This window comes from Streptomyces sp. Ag109_G2-15 (assembly GCF_900215565.1).
GTDB lineage: Bacteria > Actinomycetota > Actinomycetes > Streptomycetales > Streptomycetaceae > Streptomyces > Streptomyces diastatochromogenes.
Genome location: NZ_OCNI01000001.1, coordinates 708,593 through 729,657 on the forward strand (window position 1 = coordinate 708,593; position 21,065 = coordinate 729,657).

A 21,065-nucleotide genomic window follows, 5' to 3' on the forward strand; every position below is an offset into this window, starting at 1 on the left:
TTCAGGAAGCCCGGCGTCTGCTCAGGGGGCCGGCGCCTGGTGCTGGGCCCGGCTCACGTCGTACACCCCGGGCACGTCGCGCATCGCGCGCATCAGGGCCGGGAGGTGGGCCGCGTCCGGCAGCTCGAGGGTGTAGGTGTGGCGCACCCGCTGCTGGCTGGGCGGTTCCACGGTCGCGGAGACGATCTCGGCGCCCTGCAGGGCGATCGCCTCGGTCAGGTCGGCGAGCAGATGGGGGCGGCCGAACGATTCAGCGACCAGGGTGACCCGGCATGCGGTGGTGTCCCCCCAGCGCACGCCGATCTCCTCGCGCCCCCGGCTCTTCATGTGCGCCACCGCCGCGCACCCCACGCGGTGCACGGTCACCACTCCCCCGCGTACGGCGAAGCCGGTGATCTCGTCGGGCGGTACGGGCGTGCAGCATCCGGCGAGGCGTACGGCGGCGCGGGGCACGGCTCCGGGACGGTCCACCAGGACGTCGGCGCCGCGCGGGCGGACGGCGGGGGCACCATCGGTCCCGTGGGTCCCGGCGGTCCTGGTGGACCGGGTGGCCGCGCCACTTCCCGTGCCCGCGGTGCTCCCGCCGGCTCTGGCGGTCTGGCCCTCCACACCGCTCGCCGCGTCCGCGGTGGTCCCGTCCGCCCCTTCGGTCCCGCTCTCCCCGCCCCCGGCCGGATGCGTGGCCAGCCACCGCTGGATGGCGATGCGGGCGGCAGGGGTGTGGGCGTGCTCCAGCCACTCGCGGGAGGGCTCGGAGGCCGGATCCTGGCCCATGAGGAGCTGGACCGTGTCGCCGTCCCTCAGGACCGTGCTGAGGGTCGCGAGGCGGCCGTTGACGCGGGCGCCGATGCAGGCGTGGGCGTCCTCGCCGTACTGCGCGTAGGCGGCGTCCACGCAGGTCGCGCCCTCGGGCAGGCCCAGGGTGGTGCCGCCGTCGGGCCGGAAGACGGTGATCTCGCGGTCCTGGGCGAGGTCCTCGCGCAGGGTGGACCAGAAGGTGTCCGGGTCGGGCGCGGCCCGCTGCCAGTCGAGGAGGCGGGAGAGCCAGCCGGGACGGGTGGGGTCGGCGCGCTCGCCGTCGGCCGGGTCCTCGGCGCCGGGCGCGTACGGGTTGCCGAGGGCGACCACGCCGGCCTCGGCGACCTTGTGCATCTGGTGGGTGCGGATGAGGACTTCGGCGACCTGGCCGTCCGCGCGGGCGACCGCGGTGTGCAGGGACTGGTAGAGGTTGAACTTCGGTACGGCGATGAAGTCCTTGAACTCCGAGACGACCGGCGTCATACAGGTATGCAGTTCGCCGAGGACGCCGTAACAGTCCGCGTCCTCGTTCACGAGCACCAGGAGGCGGCCGAAGTCGGCGCCGCGCAGTTCTCCGCGCTTGCGGGACACGCGGTGGACGGAGACGAAGTGGCGGGGGCGGATGAGGACTTCGGCCGGGATGTCGGCCTCGCGCAGCACCCCGCGGACCTCGTCGGCGATCTCCGCGAGGGGGTCGTCGGGGCGGGCCGCGTTCCCGGCGATGAGTTCCCGGGTGTGTTCGTACTCCTCGGGGTGGAGGATGGCGAAGACGAGGTCTTCCAGTTCGGTCTTCAGGGCCTGCACGCCGAGGCGTTCGGCGAGCGGGATGAGGACGTCGCGGGTGACCTTGGCGATCCGCGCCTGTTTCTCGGGGCGCATCACGCCGAGGGTGCGCATGTTGTGCAGGCGGTCGGCGAGTTTGATCGACATCACGCGCACGTCGCTGCCCGTGGCGACGAGCATCTTGCGGAAGGTCTCGGGCTCGGCGGCCGCCCCGTAGTCGACCTTCTCCAGCTTCGTGACGCCGTCGACCAGATAACGCACCTCCTCGCCGAACTGTTCCCGAACCTGGTCCAGCGTCACATCGGTGTCCTCGACGGTGTCGTGGAGCAGAGAGGCCGTCAAGGTGGTGGTCTCGGCGCCGAGTTCGGCGAGGATCAGGGTCACCGCCAACGGGTGCGTGATGTACGGCTCGCCGCTCTTGCGCATCTGGCCGCGGTGCGAGGACTCGGCCAGGACGTAGGCGCGGCGCAGGGGTTCGAGGTCCGCGTCGGGGTGGTGGGCGCGATGCGCCTCGACGACGTGGCTGATCGCGTCGGGCAGCCTGCCGCGCGCGGCGGGGCCGAGCAGCGCGGCCCGGCCGAGCCTGCGCAGGTCGATCCGGGCCCGGGACTTCCTGCGGGCCACTGCGGGCGCCGGGGGCGCTACCGGGCCAGGGGTCGCAGGGTTCGTGGCCTCCGCACTCATGGGCACCTCCGGCTCGTCGACCGGCGGACGGAGCCCAGGGCATGCGCGGCTCAGGGATGGCGACGTTCCCCCGTCCGTGCCGGTGCTTGATGCTACCGAGCCCACCACGTGCGACTGACCGCCTCTCGCCGAGCGTGAAACGGATCACCCATTCGAGCGACGCGGAGGAGGTTTAGAGTTTGCGCCACCTGCCCTGCACTCGGCCGCGGTTTCGAACGGTCCCGGCCGCCGGAAAGCGCTGAACCCGGCGCCCGGAGCCGCTCTTTGCTCGGTTTTCCCAGGTCAGCGGAGCGCGTTTTCCAGCCACTCGGAGTCGATCTCGCCCTCGGCGACGATCACGGCGGGTCCGGTCATCTCGATCTCGCCGTCCGGTCGTTCGGTGATGATCAGGCGCCCGCCGGGCACGTCCACGGTGTACGTCGCCGGCGTGCCGGTGACGGCCGGGTCGGCGCCGTCGCGCCGGGCGGCGGCCACGGCGACCGCGCACGCGCCCGTGCCGCAGGAGCGGGTCTCGCCGGAGCCGCGCTCGTGCACCCGCATCGCGACGTGGCGGGGGCCGCGGTCGACGACGAACTCGACGTTGACCCCGTCCGGGTAGGCGGCGGCCGGGCTGACGGGCGGCGGGGAGTACAGGGTGCCGGCGTGCGCGAGGTCCTCGACGAAGGCGACGGCGTGCGGGTTGCCCATGTTCACGTTGCGCGCGGGCCAGCTGCGCTCGCCGACGCTCACCGTGACGTCCCCTTCGGGGAGACGGGCGCTGCCCATGCCGATGGTGACGTCACCCGCGGCGGAGCCGCTATTGGGCACAGTCTTGGCGATGTGCACGCTCTTCACGCCCGCGCGCGTGGCGATCGCGAGGTCGCCTTCGGTCACATGTCCGGCGTGCTGGAGGTAGCGGGCGAACACACGGGTGCCGTTGCCGCACATCTCCGCGATCGAGCCGTCGCCGTTGCGGTAGTCCATGAACCACTCCGCCTCGGCGGCCATCTCCCGGGCCTCCGGGTGCGCGGCGGACCGTACGACGTGCAGCACCCCGTCGCCGCCGATGCCGGCGCGGCGGTCGCACAGGGCGGCGACGGCCTCCGGCGTGAGGTCGAGGGTGTTCTCGGGGTCCGGGACGATCACGAAGTCGTTCTCGGTGCCATGACCTTTGAGGAAGGCGATCCGCGTGCTCATTCCTCGATCGTACGGGAGGGCTGCGCTGGGGGGCCGAGGGGCGGTGCGGGCCAGTGGGACAGTGCGTGCCGCCTGTGGCTGGTCGCGCAGTTCCCCGCGCCCCTGAAGGGGCGCTCTAGCGGAGCCTTGCCACTCGCCAGACTGCAAGGACGACCACGACCGCCACCAGCAGCACGTACCCGAGCACCACCCGCCAGTCCGGGCGGCGGCCCGAACCCCGGGCCGGCAGGCCCGGCCAGGTGTAGCCCACTCGGCGGGCGGCCATCATGCCCCAGCCTGCGGCGCAGGAGCAGATCAGCAGGCCGAGCATGGCGATCACCGCGCCGCTGTCGCCGAAGTCGAAGGCGAGCGGGAAGGCGAACATCAGGGAGCCGCCCGCGGCCAGGGCCACGATGGGTGCGAGCTGCCAGATGCGCAGCCGCCGCTGCGGGCGCAACTCGACCTCGACCTCGGGACCGCTCGCGTACATCTCCTCGGGCGCCGGCCCGTCGGCGGTCACGCCGCCCGGTGTCTCGTCGGGCCCGTCGTCGGTCAGCTCGCTCAGACGGTCCTCGCGCTGGTCCGGCGCGTCACCGTCGGTGGTGACGTGCTCGGCACTCTGTGCGGTGTCGCGAGGGCCGGCCTCCATCGCCACGCGCCCTCCCAACTAGGACTCCACTTGGTCGATCGAAGCACGATGATGGCACGGCACCGCAGGCCCCGATGACCGGCGGCGCATCCCGATGCCATGACGTGATCAGGCTGTGACCGGTCGTTCGACCAACGCCAGGGCCTGCCGCGGAAGTTCTCCGCGGTCCGCCACGGCCCCACTCAGCCAGTGCACCCGGGGATCCCGCCTGAACCATGAATCCTGACGGCGCGCGAAGCGCTTGGTGGCGCGCACGGTCTCGGCCCGCGCTTCCGCTTCGGTGCACTCCCCGGCGAGCGCCGCGAGCACCTGCTGGTAGCCCAGCGCGCGCGAGGCCGTGATGCCCTCGCGCAGACCCTGCGCCTCCAGGGCGCGCACCTCGTCGACGAGGCCCGCCTCCCACATCCGGTCGACGCGGCGCGCGATGCGCTCGTCGAGTTCGGGGCGGGCGACGTCGACGCCGATCTGGACGGTGTCGTAGACGGAGTCGTGGCCGGGGAGGTTGGCCGTGAAGGGCTGGCCGGTGATCTCGATCACTTCGAGGGCGCGGACGATACGGCGGCCGTTGCTGGGCAGGATCGCGCGGGCGGCGTCGGGGTCGGCGGCGGCCAGGCGCGCGTGCAGCGCCCCGGAGCCGCGCAGCGCCAGCTCCTCCTCCAGGCGGGCCCTGACCACGGGGTCGGTGCCGGGGAACTCCAGGTTGTCGACGGCTCCGCGGACGTACAGGCCGGAGCCACCGACCAGGATCGGCCAGCGGCCCTCGGCGAGCAGGGCGTCGATCCGGGCGCGGGCCAGTTTCTGGTACTCGGCGACGGAAGCGGTGACCGTTACATCCCAGATGTCCAGCAGGTGGTGCGGGATACCTCCGCGCTCCTCGGGCGTCAGTTTGGCGGTACCGATGTCCATCCCTCGGTAGAGCTGCATGGAGTCGGCGTTGACGACCTCGCCGTCGAGTCGCTGGGCCAGGAAAACGCCCAGATCGGACTTTCCGGCCGCTGTGGGTCCGACGACGGCGATGACGCGGGGGGCGGAGGGTGCACTGCTCACCGCACCAGTCTCGCAAACCTCACGGCCAGGCCTCGAACGAGTTACGTGACGACACGCATCCCGGGTCGTTGCACCGAGGTGCCGCCAGCCGGTCGCTGGACGCGGTGACCCGGGTGGCGCAAATGGACGCACCGTGTGACGCGGGATTTCGCCCGCACGAGTAACGTATGGAGTGGATATGGGCGTTTTTGCACGGCTCCTCGGCAGGTCGAAGGCGACGCAGGAGGCGGCGGCCGCCGAGGCGCAGGCCGGTACCGAGCCGGAGGCGGCCGAGGTGGAGGAAGCGGAGCGGGCGGCGGAGGCGAAGGGGTCGGCCGAGGACGGGCGCGAGGGCGAGGCGGCGGAGTCGAAGGCCGCCGAGGCCGGCACGGCCGAGGGCGCCGAGATCCCCAAGCAGCAGTCCGCGGACGAGGCCGCCGACAGCGAGGCCGGTGAGGGCGCCCGCACATGACTGTCCCCGTGAGGGAAGGTGGACCATGGGTCTTTTGGACAATGTGAGGGCCAAGCTCGCCCCGGCCAAGGACAAGGTGTCGGACCTCGCACGTCAGCACGGCGACAAGGTCCAGCACGGCCTCGACAAGGCCGCCAAGGCCGTGGACGATCGCACCAAGGGCAAGTACAGCGACAAGATCCACGCCGGTACGGACAAGGCGAAGGGGGCGATGGACCGCCTGGCGCACAAGGAGGGTCCGGAGGCCGGCGACGCCGCGACCCCGACCCGGCCGGAGGGCCCGCCACCGGCTTCCTGAACGGCACACGGATCGGCGGACGGCCGTGGAGCGCCAGCGCTCCCGGCCGTCCGCCGTGTCGTCTCCGCCCCCGGCCGACGCCTAGGACCAGGTGGCGACCAGGTACCCGACGCCGTACGGGGCGTCGTCGTAGAGCAGTGCCCCGCTCAGGCCCGCGCCCTCGGCCGCTCCGGCGAGGACCTGCCAGGGCGCGCGGCCGGAGGCCTTCAGCTCGTACGCCAGCTCGGCGTCCAGCGCCTCGACGGCCGCCACGTCCGCCGCCCCCAGCGCACGCGCGACCTCGGCGTCGAAGGGCGCCGCCCGCTCGTCGAGGTAGCCGGGAGCCTTGAGCGTGCGGCAGGCGCTGGCGTCGCCCATCACCAGCAGCGCCACCCGGTCGGCCCGGGCGGCGATGTCCCGTCCGACCTCGATGCAGCGCTCGGGCGCGAGGGGTTCCCCGACGCCGAGTCCCTCGATCGGGGCGTCGGCCCAGCCGGTGCGCTCCAGCAGCCACCCGGCGACGGCGAGGGAGGGGGGAAGGACCCGCCCGGAGACAGGGGCCTTCCCCGCGCCCAGCCGTACGTCCACGTCCACGCCGAAGCCCCGGAAGGAAGCCGGCGTGCCCTGCGGGTACGTGCCGCGCCCGCTCTGCTCGGCGGGCCCGACGACCACCAGCAGGTCGGGGCGGGCGGCGGCGAGCACGCCGAGCGCGTCGGTGCACGCCGCGCGCGCGGTGTCCAGTTCGGGAGCGGCACCCGCGGCGACCTCCGGCACAAGGAGCGGCGGGCAGGGGCAGACGGCGGCTGCGACAAGCATGATCGGGAGCCTACTGCCAGGGGGCGTGGGCGCTCAGTCCAGCGCGCAGCCGCTCGTAGCCGCCGGCAGCGGTGCCGGGACCCCGATCGTCGGCAGCCCGAGCATCACGCCGGCCGGCTTCGCGGCCTGAGCCGCGTTCCGCTTCTCCCACGCGTCGCCCGCGCGCGTACGGCGCACGGCGAGGACGGGGCCCTCGGCGAGGAGGTGGTGCGGGGCGGCGTAGGTCACCTCGACGGTGACCACGTCGCCGGGGCGGACCTCCTGCTCCGGCTTGGTGAAGTGGACCAGGCGGTTGTCGGGGGCGCGGCCGGAGAGGCGGTGGGTGGCGCCGTCCTTGCGGCCCTCGCCCTCGGCGACCATCAGCTCCAGGGTGCGGCCGACCTGCTTCTTGTTCTCGTCCCAGGAGATCTCCTCCTGGAGGGCGACGAGCCGCTCGTAGCGTGCCTGGACGACCTCCTTGGGGATCTGGTCGTCCATGGTGGCGGCGGGGGTGCCGGGCCGCTTGGAGTACTGGAAGGTGAACGCCTGCGTGAAGCGCGCCTCGCGGACGACGTGGAGGGTCTGCTCGAAGTCCTCCTCCGTCTCCCCCGGGAAGCCCACGATGATGTCGGTGGTGATCGCGGCGTGCGGGATGGCGGCCCGTACCTTCTCGATGATCCCGAGGTAGCGGTCCTGCCGGTAGGAGCGGCGCATCGCCTTCAGGACGGTGTCCGAGCCGGACTGGAGCGGCATGTGCAGCTGCGGCATGACGTTCGGCGTCTCGGCCATGGCGGCGATGACGTCGTCGGTGAAGTCGCGCGGGTGCGGGGAGGTGAAGCGGACCCGCTCCAGGCCCTCGATGGTGCCGCAGGCGCGCAGCAGCTTGCTGAAGGCCTCGCGGTCGCCGATGTCGGAGCCGTAGGCGTTGACGTTCTGCCCGAGCAGCGTGATCTCGGAGACGCCCTCGGCGACCAGTGCCTCGATCTCGGCGAGGATGTCGCCGGTGCGGCGGTCCTTCTCCTTGCCGCGCAGGGCCGGGACGATGCAGAAGGTGCAGGTGTTGTTGCAGCCGACGGAGATGGAGACCCAGGCCGCGTAGGCGCTCTCGCGCCGGGTCGGCAGCGTGGAGGGGAACGCCTCCAGGGACTCGGCGATCTCGACCTGCGCTTCTTCCTGGACGCGGGCGCGCTCCAGCAGGACGGGCAGCTTGCCGATGTTGTGCGTGCCGAAGACGACGTCCACCCAGGGCGCCTTCTTCACGATGGTGTCGCGGTCCTTCTGCGCCAGACAGCCACCGACCGCGATCTGCATACCGGGGCGGCTCGCCTTCCTGGGCGCGAGGCGGCCGAGGTTGCCGTAGAGCCGGTTGTCGGCGTTCTCGCGCACCGCGCAGGTGTTGAAGACGACGACGTCGGCGTCGCCGTCCGACCCCTCGGGCGCGCGCACGTACCCGGCCTCTTCGAGCAGTCCGGACAATCGCTCGGAATCGTGGACGTTCATCTGGCACCCGTAGGTGCGGATCTCGTAGCTTCGAGTAACGCCCACTTCGTCCACCGCTTCGGCCCGGTCACTGCTGCTGGTCATGCCTCAAGGGTAAGGGCGCGCCAGCAGCACCCTCTCCGGAGCACTCCTGGTGCCCCATACCGCTGCTGCAGAGAGCTCGTAACACGATCTTGTGGCCTCAGAGAGGGAGCACCGATGGTCACTTCTCGGAGTCGGACCAAGTCGCCACAAGTGCTCGCCGATCTGGAAAGCGGGGACCGGAGACTGTCTCCCGGGTGAGTTCACCGTTGAGCCAGCACACTTGCTCGGGGGCGCCGTCGCCAGTGTCGAACAGGCAGCACACTCCTCCGCTGTCGGCGGTGAGGTCGGTGAACGCCTTCCTGATGTTGGCCGACCGCGCAAACAAGCGGCTCATCCCCGACGTCGCTGCCCAGCACTCCACCGACGTGTAGCCAGGGTGCAGAAGGGACTCGAACCGGATCGTCGCGTAGATGTACCCGATCTGGATACGCCTGTCTGCCTCGGGTTCAGGGCCGTTCGTCTGCGCGTACTCACGCAGTGCGTCATAGGCGTCGAACATGAGGGACATGTCCAGCTCGAGCGTGCTGCTCGTTGAACAGTCGACCGGCTCGCTCTTGAAGTGGGACGTGAACGGGAGGACGAGCCGGTCACCGCCGGGCAGGGTGATCTCAAGCGGCGGCACGGCACGTGCCAGTGGCGCCAGCTCGGCCAGATTGGCCAACGCCCTGGCCACGTTCCGAGGATGCAGATAGATGTCGTAGCCGTAGATCAGCCCCACTTTTCCCCCTGTCCCAGATCGAACCGCACCCTCTCACGACCCGCCCCTTGGGCGCTTGTCGGTTTAGAGCTCGCGACACGTTCATGAGCGGTTCCTCTTGATGCGCCGCCAGCAGATCAGGCTGCAGGCCAACGAGAGGAAGGCGTCGTGGAGTTCGAGGCGTCGTTCCCATCGGACGGCGAGGCGTTTGAACTGGTGGAGCAGAGCGAAGGTCTGCTCGACGACGTAGCGGAGCTTGCCCAGCCCCTGGATGTTCGGGGCGCCCTTGCGGGAGATCACCGGCATGATCCGGCGTTTGCGTAGTTCGCAACGCACGGCCCGGGAGTCGTACGCCTTGTCGCCCAGCAGGGCGTCGGGGCGACGGCGGGGACGGCCCGGACGCCCGGCGACGGGCGGAATGCCGTCGACGAGGGCGAGGGTCTGCGTGATGTCATTGACGTTCGCCGCGGTGGTGAGCACCTTGAGCGGGGTGCCCTTCCCGTCGCAGATCAGGTGGTGTTTGCTACCCGTCTTGCGCCGGTCGACCGGCGACGGACCGGTCGAGGCTCCCCCCTTTTCGCGCGGACGTGCGAGCCATCCACACACACTCGTGACCAGTCGAGCTCGCCGGCCGCGTTCAGTTTCGCGAGCAGAATGCGGTGCAACTGGTCGAAGACCCCTGCCTGCTGCCAGCGATCCAGACGCCGCCAGCAGGTCTGCCCGGATCCGAACCCCAGCTCCAGGGGCAGGAGTTGCCAGGCGATGTCCTGGTGCAGGACGTACAGGATGCCCTGCAGGCACAACCGATCAGGCACCGGTCTCGGACCCGGCGACCGCTCGGGCCAGGGCGGCAGCAATGGTTCGATCAACGCCCACAAGTCGTCGTCCACGATCCACGGCCGAGTCGTCACACCCATCCGAAGGGTCAGATCGTCACATCGGTCACGCCCGAGCAGGGCACTTCAACAAGATCCTGTTACGAGCTCTAAAGTTACCCGGCCTGAATGGCATCTACCGGGACCTCAAAGATGATCGTGAGTCCGTCGTGCTCGTTCCCCTGCTCGCCGACGCGCGTAAAGCCGAAGCCCTCGATGGTGGCCAGGGAGGCAGTGTTGTCGGATCCGATCCTGGCACGCACGGTCCTGACACCGGGCTCGGCGGCGGCCCTGACGAGCAATCCCCTCAGCATGGCGCGGGCGTAGCCCTGGCGGCGGTACCCGGGCACGACGGTATAACCAACCTCGACCATGCCGGCCTCGTCCGGCGGCCCGTGGAACCCGGCGTCGCCAACGACGACCCCGTCCGGCTCGGACACCGCGGCCCGCGTGATCCAGGGCGCGGCAGAGGGGTCCTTGGCAAGCTGGTCGGCGCGGTAGCCGAAGATCCAGCGGGCTCGCTCACCGACGAAGTGTTCGTCAAGGTCGACGCCGGCCTCGGCGCTGCCTCCGGCGAGGTCACCGTCGGCAAGCGCCCGCAGTGTCTTTGCGCTGAGCTCGACGAAGCGGACGCGTTTGGGGGTGGAGAGAGGTTCGTTGTTCATCGCGGTGATGCTCACCCAGAGCCGAAGAGCTGTCCACCGCTTTACGGCCTCGGCGGACATGGTGACGGCCACACGGACGCCGCGATACCTACGCCGAGACCCATCTCGCGATCGCCTCGCTCGTCTCCGCGCAGCGTGCCCTACCGCCGGACGAGTACCGAACTCGTCCTCGTCCGCGACGCCGCCCACTGATCACCCACCAGCCGAGCCGCCAGGCCAGCACGCCCGAAGCTCAATTTCCCCCAAGCCCGTAACCGAGGTTGACGTTCGGGGTGCCGTCAGCCGCTCAGGGCGGCCTCGGCGTCGGCGACGTTGTCGAAGACCCGCAGGACGTGATCGGCTCGGGTCATCTCCAGGATCTGGCGCAGCGGGACCGGGACGCAGGCCAGGACCAGCACCACCGCTGCCTTCTCCGTCCGGGACGTCGTGGAGCGGGTGACGCCCAGCGTGCTGGCAGCACGGGCCGCCGGACACGTTGAGCCGGAGGAGATCCTCGCCGAGCACATAAGGCACACCGTCGACCTGCTGCTGGACCGCTCCCGGGTGCTCGCCGACAAGGTCGCCGCCGGCCAGGCCGCCGTGGTCGGTCTGTGCTACCGCCTGTCCGACGGCAGCGCCCAACTCGTCGCCTCTCGCGGCCTCGACGCGGCGGTCCCCACCGCGTCCTGACCGCCCGGTCTCTGCGACGACCCGCAGGGCACGGTCGCGTTCGGGCACCAGCCGTATCTTCTCGCCCTTGGTCACTCGCGGACTGTCGATGAACACCTTGATGCTCTGCGCCTGCCCGGCCCATACCGGGCGATGGCAGGGGTGGTGGGTGGCTTGCGGGCAGCGGGCCGGATCTGCCAGGGACTGAACGCGAGTTCCCGTGCGAGGTGCCCCTTGGACACAGCCCTCTGGGGCAGATGAGCGTCACACGTGGGCGATGCTGACACGGGCTCGCCGCAGTGGCGCTCCTGCTCGGTGGAGGCTGGCGAGTGCTTGCCGGTAGGAGGTGATCAGTCCGGTTTCCAGGTAGTCCACGCCCAGGTCCTGGCAGTAGTGGCGGACGATGGACCGGGCCTTGCGCAGGTGGGGGCTGGGCATGCTGGGGAACAGGTGGTGTTCGATCTGGTGGTTCAGTCCGCCCAGGGCGAGGTCGGTGAGCCAGTTGCCGCGTACGTTGCGTGCGGTGAGGACCTGGCGGCGCAGGAAGTCGGGGCGGTCGTTGCCGGTCAGGATGGGCATACCTTTGTGGTTGGGGGCGAAGAGGCAGCCGAGGTAGAGGCCGAACAGGCCCTGGTTGACGGCCAGGAACGCGATCGCCATGCCTGGCGGGAGGACGAGGAACACCGCGGTGAGGTAGGAGGCGATGTGCCCGTAGAGCAGCGTGCCGTCCAGGGCACGGTTCTTCAGGGCGCGGTTGCCCAGTGCCCGCGCGCTCGAGACGTGCAGGTTGACCCCTTCGAGCAGGAGCAGGGGGAAGAAGAGGAATGCCTGCCAGTGGCCGATGATCCTCGGCAGTCCGGTCGCGGCGCGGGCCTGGTCCTGGGACCACACCAGCAGGTCGGGGGCGATGTCGGGGTCGAGGTCCTCGTGGTTGGGGTTGGCGTGGTGGCGGGTGTGTTTGTCCTGCCACCATCCATAGCCCATCCCGATCGCGGCCCCGGCGATGCGGCCGGACGTCTCGCTGGGCCGGCGCCGGCGGAAGACCTGGCGGTGGGCGACGTCGTGGGCGAGCAGAGCGACCTGCCCGAACATCACGGCGAGGAACGCGGCGACCGCCAGGGTCCACCAGCCGGCGCCGATGAGGACGAACGCGCACCAGCCACCGGCATAGGCGACGGCCACGGCGATGGAGCGGACGGTGTAGTAGCCGGGGCGCCTGTCCATCAGGCCGGCCTCGGCGATCTTCTTGGACAGGCGGGCGAAATCACTGCCGCCTGCGGGGGGGGGGAGGCGGGCGACGGGGCGGGGTATGCGTGGTCATGCTGTCGGTGTGTCCTTCCCGGCCGATGGGCCGCGTCCGTCCGTGCGCCGGATGCGAGGCGGCAGCCGGGTACCCACATCCCTGCGGCCGGCACACCAGCCGGGGTGCTTGTCAGAGTTTGCAGGCGTCGCGGGGCTCGACGTAGGGGTCTTCCCGGGCGGGTGGCCGCAGTCGATGGCCCGGGCGCGTTCTAGTTCGGCGTTGAATTCCAGGCCGAGCAGGATGGCGATGGTGGAGATCCCACGTCCAGACCAGGTAGATGATGATCGCGGCAAGCAGGGCGATGATGCTGTGGCCCCGAGGATCCACTACGTGGTGGTTACGCCACTCACGTTATCGGCTTCCTGGATCATGGCCTCGTCGTGAGCCGTTCGGGAAGCTGCGTCGCGCCCTCGGGGGCCGCCGGTGTCGACCGTGGTAGTCGACAGGCATGCCGATGCAGACCCCGGGTGCCGCAGGCCGTTCCTCTCTGTTCGAACGGCTGGGCCGCGTGATCAGCCATTCACCGGTTGGACGCGGATGGCGGCGGAGCAGCGACCTGGGGTTGGGGCAGCGTTCGCTGGGGTTCGCGGCGCTGGGGTTCCTCACGCTGGTGCCGCTGCTGATCATTGTCTCCTCGGCCGATCCAAAGCATGGGCGGGGATTCGCGCAGTGGCTGGGGGAAGGACTCGGCGTGTCGACGACCTCCAGGGAACATGTGGAGCAGTTGTTCACTAGTCCCGGTCAGGCTCTGCGGACCACGACCGCGTTCGGAATCGCCGTCCTCGCCGCTTTCGGCCTGGCCTTCGGGGCAGCGGTGCAGTCCGGCTATGAGAAGGTCTGGGATCTGCCCCCGGCCCGCTGGTGGGCCAGGTGGCGCCATGTGGTGTGGCTCGGCGTACTCATCGGCTACCTCTTCGCTTCCGCCACCACCACGCTGCGACCCGAATCCCTGGCCGGTGGGTTCGTCGCATCGCTGAGCGCCGTCCTGTTCTTCTGGTGGTCGCAGCGCATACTGCTGGGCGGGCGGGTTCGCTGGCGCGCCCTGGTTCCCGGCGCGGTGGCTACCACGGTCGGGCTGCTCGGTCTCAGGATCTTCTCCCGGCTCGTCTACTCGCCGCTGATCGCCTCCAACGCCGTCACCTACGGCCCCGTCGGAACCGTCCTGGTCATCCAGTCCTGGCTGGTCGGTGTGGGCGTCGTCGTATTCGGCGGTGCCCTGGTCGGCCGGCTGCTGCACGAGGAGCTCCCACGCGTGGCACGTGCACTGAAACGGTGAGGATGAGACGGCGCCTCGGGAGCCCGGAGCTGCTCACACCCGAACGCCCGACGCCGGGGGCGTGCGCCTGATCAGCGTGCATCAGACCGCATCCTCGCGTGGACGACGGCCATACACGGCGAGCAGTAGCGTTCGGCCGGCGTGTCATCGAGGACCGGTCTGGCACCCACGGTTCGTGCGACCTCCTGTCCGCACAGTGTGGTGCGGGCATCACCCTTGGCCCTGACGTGCCACATGACCCCGGCACCGGTCGTCGCAGGGTCGGCGATCATCTCGTACATCGGCCTCTCCTCTGGTTGAGACCCCCGTGGGCGGTGGGTCGCTTCGTCCGGGGCGAGCCGGGAACGCGCAACTGGCCGGGGAGCCCCACCCCACTCGCCCCTCGGTGGGTGGCGGTGGGCACTCGCCGCAAGGGGCGGGTCGGTGACCGCTCGGTATCAGGGCCTGCGCGGTGTTGTTGGTGGACCGCTGCCGTCCGCTGCCCGCTGGGGTTCATCGGTCACTGCGGGTCCGGTCCCGGGAACCGGGACCTCACCTGCGTCTGCTTCGCTGGGCTGCGCTGCTGTGCCCGTCGCCGTCCAGGCGGCGCAGTACAGCAGCAGCCTGGCCATGAGGTTGATCCACAGCACGACGGCGACCGGGACGGCGAAGGCGCCGTACATGCTCTTCCCTGCGACGCCCTGGAAATAGCCGGTCAGCAGCAGCTTGAGCAGTTCGAAGCCGACCGCACCGATCAGACCGGCGACCACGACCGCACGTCGGCCGGGATGCACCCGCGGCAGCCGGGTGAGCAGGTAGACCAGGAGCAGGAAGTCGACGAGCAGGGCAATGGCCAAGCCCGCGAAGAACAGCAGCACCCGTCCCGCCCCGCCCTCGATCCCGACCTTGTCGGCTGCCCAGCCGACCGCGCTGTTCGCGAAGACCGAACTGCCCATCGCGACCAGCCCGACCACGCCGAGACCGACCAGTACCCCGGTGTCCTTGATCCTGAGCAGGATCGGATTTCCCGGGTCCTGCTCCTTCTCCCAGACCGCACGCAGGCACCCGCGAAGGGCGCCGACCCAGTTGATGCCGATCACGAGCAGCAGCGCGCCCGCAATGAGCCCGACGGTTCCGGCGTGCGCGACGAGGCCCTTCAGGTTCATCAGGTTGGAAAGGCCCGGCGCCTGGCCGGCAATCTTGTCCTCAAGCTTGCTGAGCTGGTCCTCGCTCAGCAGCTTGGCGCCGATCGCCGCGCCCGCAGTGATCAGCGGAAAGAGCGCGACGAAACTGATGTAGGTGACGGCGGCGGCGAGCCGGGCCCAGTGGGTCTTGGCCAGCCGCTCGTACGCCCGCCACACGTGCGTACGCATCAGCCGTGCGATACCAGGAAGCCTTGTCAGCCAATCCATGGTGAACACCTACTCTCAGCGTACCCACGGCGGGAGAAGAGGCATGTGGCGGCGAAACCCGCTATTCCGTACTGAGATCGCTTGGCCACCAGTTCAGGGACAGGGCAGTCGCGGTGACCGACCTGCATGCACGGCGAAACCCGCTGGAGGGCCCGGGTTGTCAGCGGAAACCTTGATCTCTCCGGTGGCGGAAACGATCACCCCACTGGCGGACAACTCCCCGCAGACAGCAAAACTCCCCACTGTGCACGGCTTCCACCCCTAGCGGAACGGCCCCACGGGAACCATCGACCCGTACTTCGCCGGGCCCCCAGGGCGCAGTGGTCAGTGCTTGAAGGCGTCCTTGATCTTCGCCCCGGCCTGCTTGATGTTGCCCTTGACTTGGTCTCCGCGGCCTTCGGCCTGCAGGCGCCGACTGCCGGTGGCGCGGCCGGTCGTCTTCTTGGCGCCGCCTTTCATCGCTTCGGCCTTGTGCGCGATCTTCTTAGCGAGACTCATGGATGGCCTGCCTGGGTGAGTTCTCTGCTGGGGTTCGGTGGCAGGAAGATCCGTGGCGCTGGCCGGCCACCGATCTGAGCGTGGGGGCGGTCTACCGGGGGGCGGGCCGGTGCCCGAACAAAGTGCAGTCTGCTCCGATGACCGCCGTCCGGGGCGGGAGCGCGATCACCGTGGAGTGAGCCTCCCTGCGCGTTCGCGTCCGAGGATGACGATCATGACCCGCTCCAAGGATCTACCCGCTGCTCCCACGGTAGAACCGCACCGTCCACGAAGCCACCGCGGCAGGGACGGCAGGATTCCCCGGGACTGGCGGCTCACTCGCTGGCGACCATCGACCGCGGCACCGCTCGATCTTCTAGGTGGCCGTGGTCGAGAGAGGGCTTGGTGAGTCACGCTTGTGTTGCCGCTCGAAGAGCACCCAGCCGGGGCGGGCCTGGTGAACCGGCAAGTGAACTACTCCCCGCTGCCGGTCAGCACCTTGCTCGGATGGCATTCCGAGATGCCACATGGCCTCGGCGAACGCCGCTGCGGGCCGCCCGGCCCGACGGCTCCGCCTCGACCTTGGCGATCACGACAAACGGGAAGGATCATCGATCCCCGTGATCGGCTTCCACTCCCGGCCTCCGTCCGGAAAAACGGTTCCACACCCGGAGACCGGCGACCGCCTGGCGTGACCTGCCGGAACGCTATGGGCCATGGAAGACCGTTCACGAGCGGCACCGTCGCTGGTCGGCGGACGGCACGTGGGAGTTGCTGCTGCGGCGGGTCCAGGCCGAGGCGGACGCGGTCGGCGACATCGACTGGGACGTGTCCGTGGACTCGACCTCGGTCCGCGCCCACCACCACGCGGCCGGGGCCCGCCTGGCGGCGCCGCCCGCGGTTAAAGGGGGCTCCGCCCAAGCGGTCAAGAGCGCTCGGATCCGGGCGGAGCCGGTCGCCCTGCTGGCGGAGGTGGTCGAGGAGGTGAGGCGCTCGGCCGTTCGCGCGGCGGCTCCACCTGAGCGCGGAGGGCCGCTGCCGCCCGCTGTCCCTGGTCCTCACGCCCGGACAGTGGACCGACTGCACGCAGTTCGAGCCGGTCATGGACCGCATCCGCGTCCCACGCCTGACCGTCGGCCGACCCCGCACGAAGCCGGACAGCGTCAGCGCCGACAAGGGATACAGCAACCGCCGCACCCGCGCCTACCTGCGCAGACGCTCGATCCGGCACGTCATCCCGGAGAAGGTCGACCAGGCGGCCAACCGTCGTCGGCGCGGCAGCGCCGGCGGTCGGCCGCCCGGCTTCGACACCGAGCGGTACAAGAAGCGCAACACCGTCGAGCGGGCGATCAACCGCCTGAAGAACTTCCGCGCGGTCGCGACCAGATACGACAAGCGCGCCTACGTCTTCCTCGGCACCGTCACCGCCGCAACCCTCGTGATCTGGCTCCGCTCGTGATCGCCAGGACAGCGCCTAGAAGACAACAGGCCCCGGCCGGATGAGCGCCCGGTCTCACCAAGCGTGAAGCCCGAGGACGCCACCAAGCCCCTCGATTGCGCGTCAACCGCCGACAGCGTCAGCGCCGCCGAACTGTGCACGTCGACAACAGCGCAGGTCGAAGGCCATCCTCTGCTAACGAAACTGCGGACCCTAGACCAACCGAGGCGTTTGACAGCGAATCCAGTCGTTTCGACTTCTGTGACAGTGAGCCTAGCCGTGCGGAGTGAGCACGCTGGGGGAGTTGTATGGCCGTACCGGCTGGGGTTGGTGCTGCGAGGCCGCGCGTCGGACCGCCAAGACCCCTCGCCTTGCGGCGCTACTTGCGGGCTGACCCGCTGCCTCCTCAAGACGGCCGGTTGTGGCGTGGTAGGCACTCTGCGTCTCCGGGATTCTCATGCGATAGAACAGAGATCCAACCGCCTGTTCACATAGGCGAGTTCACTTTGAGGGGGAATGTCTGTGGGGCTGCCACCGGACCTGAAGGTCATCGCCGAGGGCATGATTAAAGCGTCCATGGCCATGGTGGACACGGTGATGGTCGGTGCCCGGGACACTGCCATCGCGCTCTTCCACGAACTCGACCGGCAGCACGGCATGGCCGGCGACGACGATGCCGGGCGCGCCTTCGCGAAGGTGTACAAGTCGGCGGCAGCCACCACCCTCGACAAGATCGGGTTCAGCGCGTACGTCATGGGCGAGACCGGCAAGGGGCTGATGCGCAATGCGCGTGAGTTCATGGCCCAGGAGAGCGCTATCGCCTCCGCGATCCTCGGAAAGCAGGTGGACCTGACCGCGGGCATGGGCAACCCCGGTGCGGACTGCACCGAGAGCTTCCTCGGCCTGGGCCAGGAACTGCCCGAGGTTGTGGGTGACACCGCCTGGTACGACCAGTACGCGCCTGCAGGCATCAGCGACCGATTCCGCGGCTCGCCGGACAAACTACGGGACGTGGCCGGCACCTGGCGCCAGGGCGGGAAGCTGATGCTGCGCTTCCTGGAAGACGCGCAGGTGTACGCGCACACCGCGGACAAGGCGCACTCGGGCGAAGCCGCCGATGCCTTCCGCCGCTACTTCAAGGCGTTCGTAGGGTTCGCCGCGCCACCGGAGCAGGCCCACGAGGACGAGACCCTGGTCGCCAACCTGGTGGCTGCCTGCACCCAGCTCGCCAAGGCATGCGAGCGGTACGCCGACCATGTCGAAGAGGCCAAGAAGAAGATCGTCCAGCACCAGGTGGATCCGTTCGCGATCGATATGCCGTGGGACCAGCCCATGTTCGGCGGCAACGGCTACGACGGCGGACTGCACGACGCCGTCCTGGACGACCCGTGGATACGCCGGCTCGGCAACGTTGCGCACGCGCTGGATGCCTCCGAAAAGCGAGTCAGGCTTCCACACGGCTCAGGCGATCCACCGGGGATCCCCGGGCTGCCGCTGCTGCCCGTCCCGGTCCCGGAACCTCTGCCGCTCATGCTCGCCTCCTACCGCGGGCAGGCCCCGGGCATCCTGCCCATGGCCAGCAGGGTCGACCCCTCCATACCCAGCCAGGACCCCATCCCTCCGGAGCCGGGAACCTCACGCCTGCTCAGCTTGGCCGAGCAGCAGCAGTTCCGAACCTGGGCGAACTCGCTCAACGCGGGTGGTTTCGCCGGCGGCGGCGGACCCACTGACCCGGACAACGCCTACCAGTTGCGCGTGGCCGGCTACCCAGAACGTGAGGTCCCGCTGCCGACTTCGGCCACCGGCGCCAGCGGCAGGGGGCTGATGGTGGACGGGATGCGCCCGGCGGACGGCTACGCGATCGATGCGAAGCACGTGCGCGAGCCCGGCTGCCGCAGCACCTACCGCAGCCTCGCCAAGGTCGATCAGACGCTCGGTACTCCGCCCAAGCTGGACGACAAGGGCAAGGTGAAGTTCGACCCCTACCTCGACGGGATGTACTTCAAGGACGGCAAGGAGCTGGCCCGCTACCGTGCGGCGCTGTCCGATCCCCGGAACAGTGAGCTGCGGGGCTTGGAGATCATCACCAATGATCAGGAGGCGGCCCCGTACTGGCAAAGCATGATGGTCATGAGCGGCGTGACCGGCACCGCGCGATACGTTCCCTAGGAGTTCACACCCACCATGAGCACACCCAACCCGCGCCGGACCACCTTCAGCTTCGCACCGCCGGTCGACAACGCGGCGGCATGGAACCTGAGCCTCGACGATCTCGCCAACCGGCTGCTGCAAGCCTTTCCGGGTGCCTCGGCCACGCCGGAAGGGCCCTCGGGGCCGCGGGCCAGTGAAGGTCTGTCGTTCGAGCTTCCCCTGGGCGGCGGGGTGTGGCTCGAAGGTCTCGCCAACATGCCGTACCCGGGGATGGGGTCCGTCATGGCGGTCATGGCCACGGCAGACGAAGCCGCTGTCCTGGCCCGCTGGCTCCGGGACTCCGTCGCTCCTGCTCCCAACCTGGTGTACTTCACCAGCGAGCTGGCGCTCGACCGGGGAGACACCAACTACCAGCAGATCCCGCCTCAGGGAGATCGGGAGGAAATCGCGCGGGTGTTGCAGGATCACCTCGATCACGCTGACCGCCCGTGAGACAGGCCGGTGATCCTTCAATCGCTCCCCACACCGACCGGTGCCCGGCCTTCGTGGACAGCCGGTGACATTCAATCCAGTCGTCCCAGATCAGCACGCCGCACACGACTTGTCGAGGGACAAACTGCTGCCCCTTGCCGCTGTGGGATCTCCGGCCCCGTGGCCGAATGCACGAACCCGGTCGCTCAGTAGCCGGTTGGCCTCAGCCGTGAGACTGGCCGACTACCTGTCGCATGCGTGGCCACCAGTCGGCGCGGTCGGGTTCCCCATGGCGTGATCTTCGGCGTGAAACAATGCCGGGATGGATCAGGGGGCAGCTGCCGTACTCGCGGCGCTGCTCGCGGTGGCAGGTGTGGCACTTGGCCTGTTTGGGGCCCGCTGGCAGGCACGCGGCATGCAGGAGCAGGCGAACGCAGCCATCGAAGCGGTCAAGGCGCAGGGACGGGACCAAAATGCACAGTGGCGTCGGACCGTAAGGCGCGACGTCCGGGTCGAATATCTCGGCGCCGTGGATGAGTTCAGGCTGGCTGCCGGAGAGGTAGCAGGACATCTCGCTGACGAAGATCTACCGGAGGCCGAGCTGGGACTCGAAGCGGCTCATTCTCGATCTGTGGGCGCAACCGACGCATATCGCAAGATCGAGCTCGAAGGACCTGAGCAGATCGTCTCTAAGAGCTCGTAACACGATCTTGTGGATGTGTGATGGTGGCCGCGACCGGTGTGACGGTTCCGCCGTCCGTGAGGTGTGGGGAACCGGCCGTGGAACGTGGACGACGACCCGTGGGTGCTGATCGAGCCGTTGCTGCCGCCTTGGCCGCAGAAGGCTCCCGGCCCGAAGCTGGTGGACGACCGGCTGTGCCGTCGAATCCGACGCACACAACGACCAGCAGTCCGCACCGCACCGAGGTCAGGGCCTTGGCCAGTGCTTCGGCGGCTCCAGGGGCGGATCCAGGCCTGCAACCGACTGCGTCGGGAGGTATCAACGGCTGTGAGAAGGGCAAGGCACTGACCCTCCGCCTCCTCCAGTTCGACCAGGGTGTGAGGCAGCGCGCGCGTGGCGGTGCGAGAGGCCGACCAGGCCCCGGTGCTAGGCCCGCGCCGAACTCGAATCCGCACAGCGCATGCCCCGTTGCCCGGAGCATCCTCTGCACACCCATGCTCTTGGAGTCGACTGTGACCGCTTCGCACCACAACGGGCTGGAACGTGCGCGACGTAGCCGTCCTACGCAAGTATCCGCGATACGGTGCCACGACACGTCGTGCCGAGAGAGGATGCTCATGGAGTTCCGGCCGATCCAGCGTGCGTCCGAGTTTCAGCAGCCCGTGATCGCTGACGGTATCGAGGCAGTCTGCCGCCGGGGCTTCGAACGGACACGAAGGTGCTCTCCACGGCCGGGCAAATTGCACTGAGGGGCATGGCTGGCTTGGT

General features: G+C 69.6%; 20 protein-coding genes and 3 pseudogenes. 8 read left to right on the forward strand and 15 right to left on the reverse strand.

Annotation, left to right across the window (positions count from 1 at the left end):
* Window positions 1-21: 21 nt before the first annotated feature.
* The 4 genes from CRP49_RS02875 to miaA form a co-directional block, all read right to left on the reverse strand.
* Window positions 22-2,265, reverse strand: a complete 2,244-nt coding sequence (locus CRP49_RS02875; RefSeq protein ID WP_097252018.1) for a bifunctional (p)ppGpp synthetase/guanosine-3',5'-bis(diphosphate) 3'-pyrophosphohydrolase — start codon at window positions 2,263-2,265, stop codon at window positions 22-24.
* 282 nt (window positions 2,266-2,547) lie between these two features.
* Entirely contained in the window at window positions 2,548-3,441 is an 894-nt protein-coding gene (gene dapF, locus CRP49_RS02880) for a diaminopimelate epimerase (protein WP_097252019.1), read from the reverse strand.
* A gap of 115 nt (window positions 3,442-3,556) precedes the next feature.
* Window positions 3,557-4,069, reverse strand: a complete 513-nt coding sequence (locus CRP49_RS02885; protein WP_097252020.1) for a hypothetical protein — start codon at window positions 4,067-4,069, stop codon at window positions 3,557-3,559.
* Window positions 4,070-4,177: 108 nt separating this feature from the next.
* The gene (gene miaA, locus CRP49_RS02890) at window positions 4,178-5,116 is read right to left on the reverse strand and encodes a tRNA (adenosine(37)-N6)-dimethylallyltransferase MiaA (RefSeq protein WP_094216461.1); all 939 of its coding nucleotides are present in this window, start codon (window positions 5,114-5,116) and stop codon (window positions 4,178-4,180) included.
* Window positions 5,117-5,294: 178 nt separating this feature from the next.
* On the opposite strand from miaA, the gene CRP49_RS46370 reads away from it, so the two are divergent.
* Together CRP49_RS46370 and CRP49_RS02900 are read left to right on the forward strand one after the other, a co-directional pair.
* Window positions 5,295-5,567: a hypothetical protein gene (locus CRP49_RS46370; protein WP_097252021.1), complete on the forward strand. Its 273-nt coding sequence runs from the start codon at window positions 5,295-5,297 to the stop codon at window positions 5,565-5,567.
* 25 nt (window positions 5,568-5,592) lie between these two features.
* Window positions 5,593-5,865 (forward strand): antitoxin, encoded by a 273-nt coding sequence (locus CRP49_RS02900; protein ID WP_097252022.1) that lies wholly within the window; start codon window positions 5,593-5,595, stop codon window positions 5,863-5,865.
* An 81-nt stretch (window positions 5,866-5,946) separates the two neighbouring features.
* On the opposite strand, the gene CRP49_RS02905 is transcribed toward CRP49_RS02900, so the two are convergent.
* The 6 genes from CRP49_RS02905 to CRP49_RS47640 form a co-directional block, all read right to left on the reverse strand.
* Window positions 5,947-6,660, reverse strand: coding sequence for a class III extradiol dioxygenase subunit B-like domain-containing protein (locus CRP49_RS02905; RefSeq protein WP_097252023.1), 714 nt, complete (start codon window positions 6,658-6,660; stop codon window positions 5,947-5,949).
* Window positions 6,661-6,693: 33 nt separating this feature from the next.
* A complete protein-coding gene (gene miaB / locus CRP49_RS02910) occupies window positions 6,694-8,223 on the reverse strand; it encodes a tRNA (N6-isopentenyl adenosine(37)-C2)-methylthiotransferase MiaB (RefSeq protein ID WP_097252024.1) in 1,530 nt (509 codons plus the stop codon).
* 118 nt (window positions 8,224-8,341) lie between these two features.
* Entirely contained in the window at window positions 8,342-8,941 is a 600-nt protein-coding gene (locus CRP49_RS02915; RefSeq protein WP_097252025.1) for a hypothetical protein, read from the reverse strand.
* An 81-nt stretch (window positions 8,942-9,022) separates the two neighbouring features.
* A protein-coding gene (locus CRP49_RS02920; protein WP_257033297.1) for an IS5 family transposase occupies window positions 9,023-9,837 on the reverse strand; the annotation gives its coding sequence in 2 pieces (ribosomal slippage) (window positions 9,023-9,511 and window positions 9,514-9,837; 813 coding nt in all).
* A gap of 74 nt (window positions 9,838-9,911) precedes the next feature.
* Entirely contained in the window at window positions 9,912-10,460 is a 549-nt protein-coding gene (locus tag CRP49_RS02925) for a GNAT family N-acetyltransferase (RefSeq protein WP_097257164.1), read from the reverse strand.
* A gap of 278 nt (window positions 10,461-10,738) precedes the next feature.
* Window positions 10,739-10,861 (reverse strand): hypothetical protein, encoded by a 123-nt coding sequence (locus tag CRP49_RS47640; RefSeq protein ID WP_257033298.1) that lies wholly within the window; start codon window positions 10,859-10,861, stop codon window positions 10,739-10,741.
* Window positions 10,862-10,874: 13 nt separating this feature from the next.
* Between CRP49_RS47640 and CRP49_RS02930 the strand changes: the two are divergent.
* A pseudogene (locus CRP49_RS02930) lies at window positions 10,875-11,129 on the forward strand (carbonic anhydrase); the annotation flags it as partial.
* A gap of 243 nt (window positions 11,130-11,372) precedes the next feature.
* On the opposite strand, the gene CRP49_RS02935 reads toward CRP49_RS02930, so the two are convergent.
* Window positions 11,373-12,419: an acyl-CoA desaturase gene (locus CRP49_RS02935; protein WP_097252026.1), complete on the reverse strand. Its 1,047-nt coding sequence runs from the start codon at window positions 12,417-12,419 to the stop codon at window positions 11,373-11,375.
* A gap of 121 nt (window positions 12,420-12,540) precedes the next feature.
* Window positions 12,541-12,705 (reverse strand): annotated as a pseudogene (locus CRP49_RS49035) (ribonuclease); the annotation flags it as partial.
* A gap of 154 nt (window positions 12,706-12,859) precedes the next feature.
* On the opposite strand from CRP49_RS49035, the gene CRP49_RS02940 reads away from it, so the two are divergent.
* Window positions 12,860-13,687, forward strand: coding sequence for a YhjD/YihY/BrkB family envelope integrity protein (locus CRP49_RS02940; protein WP_097252027.1), 828 nt, complete (start codon window positions 12,860-12,862; stop codon window positions 13,685-13,687).
* A gap of 71 nt (window positions 13,688-13,758) precedes the next feature.
* Here CRP49_RS02940 and CRP49_RS02945 read toward each other — a convergent pair whose 3' ends face one another.
* From CRP49_RS02945 to CRP49_RS02955, 3 genes are all read right to left on the reverse strand, one after another.
* Entirely contained in the window at window positions 13,759-13,968 is a 210-nt protein-coding gene (locus CRP49_RS02945; RefSeq protein ID WP_095849775.1) for a hypothetical protein, read from the reverse strand.
* A gap of 156 nt (window positions 13,969-14,124) precedes the next feature.
* Window positions 14,125-15,078, reverse strand: coding sequence for a YihY/virulence factor BrkB family protein (locus tag CRP49_RS02950; RefSeq protein WP_097257165.1), 954 nt, complete (start codon window positions 15,076-15,078; stop codon window positions 14,125-14,127).
* 324 nt (window positions 15,079-15,402) lie between these two features.
* Window positions 15,403-15,576 carry a CsbD family protein gene (locus CRP49_RS02955; RefSeq protein ID WP_097252028.1) on the reverse strand — a complete coding sequence of 58 codons (174 nt, stop codon included), beginning with the start codon at window positions 15,574-15,576 and terminating at the stop codon, window positions 15,403-15,405.
* Between the two features lie 651 nt (window positions 15,577-16,227).
* Between CRP49_RS02955 and CRP49_RS47650 the strand changes: the two are divergent.
* The 4 genes and pseudogenes from CRP49_RS47650 to CRP49_RS46705 form a co-directional block, all read left to right on the forward strand.
* Window positions 16,228-17,014, forward strand: a pseudogene (locus tag CRP49_RS47650) (IS5 family transposase); the annotation flags it as partial.
* Between the two features lie 495 nt (window positions 17,015-17,509).
* The gene (locus CRP49_RS02970) at window positions 17,510-19,162 is read left to right on the forward strand and encodes a restriction endonuclease fold toxin-2 domain-containing protein (RefSeq protein ID WP_097252030.1); all 1,653 of its coding nucleotides are present in this window, start codon (window positions 17,510-17,512) and stop codon (window positions 19,160-19,162) included.
* Window positions 19,163-19,177: 15 nt separating this feature from the next.
* Window positions 19,178-19,636 carry a hypothetical protein gene (locus CRP49_RS02975; RefSeq protein ID WP_097252031.1) on the forward strand — a complete coding sequence of 153 codons (459 nt, stop codon included), beginning with the start codon at window positions 19,178-19,180 and terminating at the stop codon, window positions 19,634-19,636.
* Between the two features lie 301 nt (window positions 19,637-19,937).
* The gene (locus tag CRP49_RS46705; RefSeq protein WP_179851481.1) at window positions 19,938-20,318 is read left to right on the forward strand and encodes a hypothetical protein; all 381 of its coding nucleotides are present in this window, start codon (window positions 19,938-19,940) and stop codon (window positions 20,316-20,318) included.
* The last annotated feature ends 747 nt before the right edge of the window (window positions 20,319-21,065 follow it).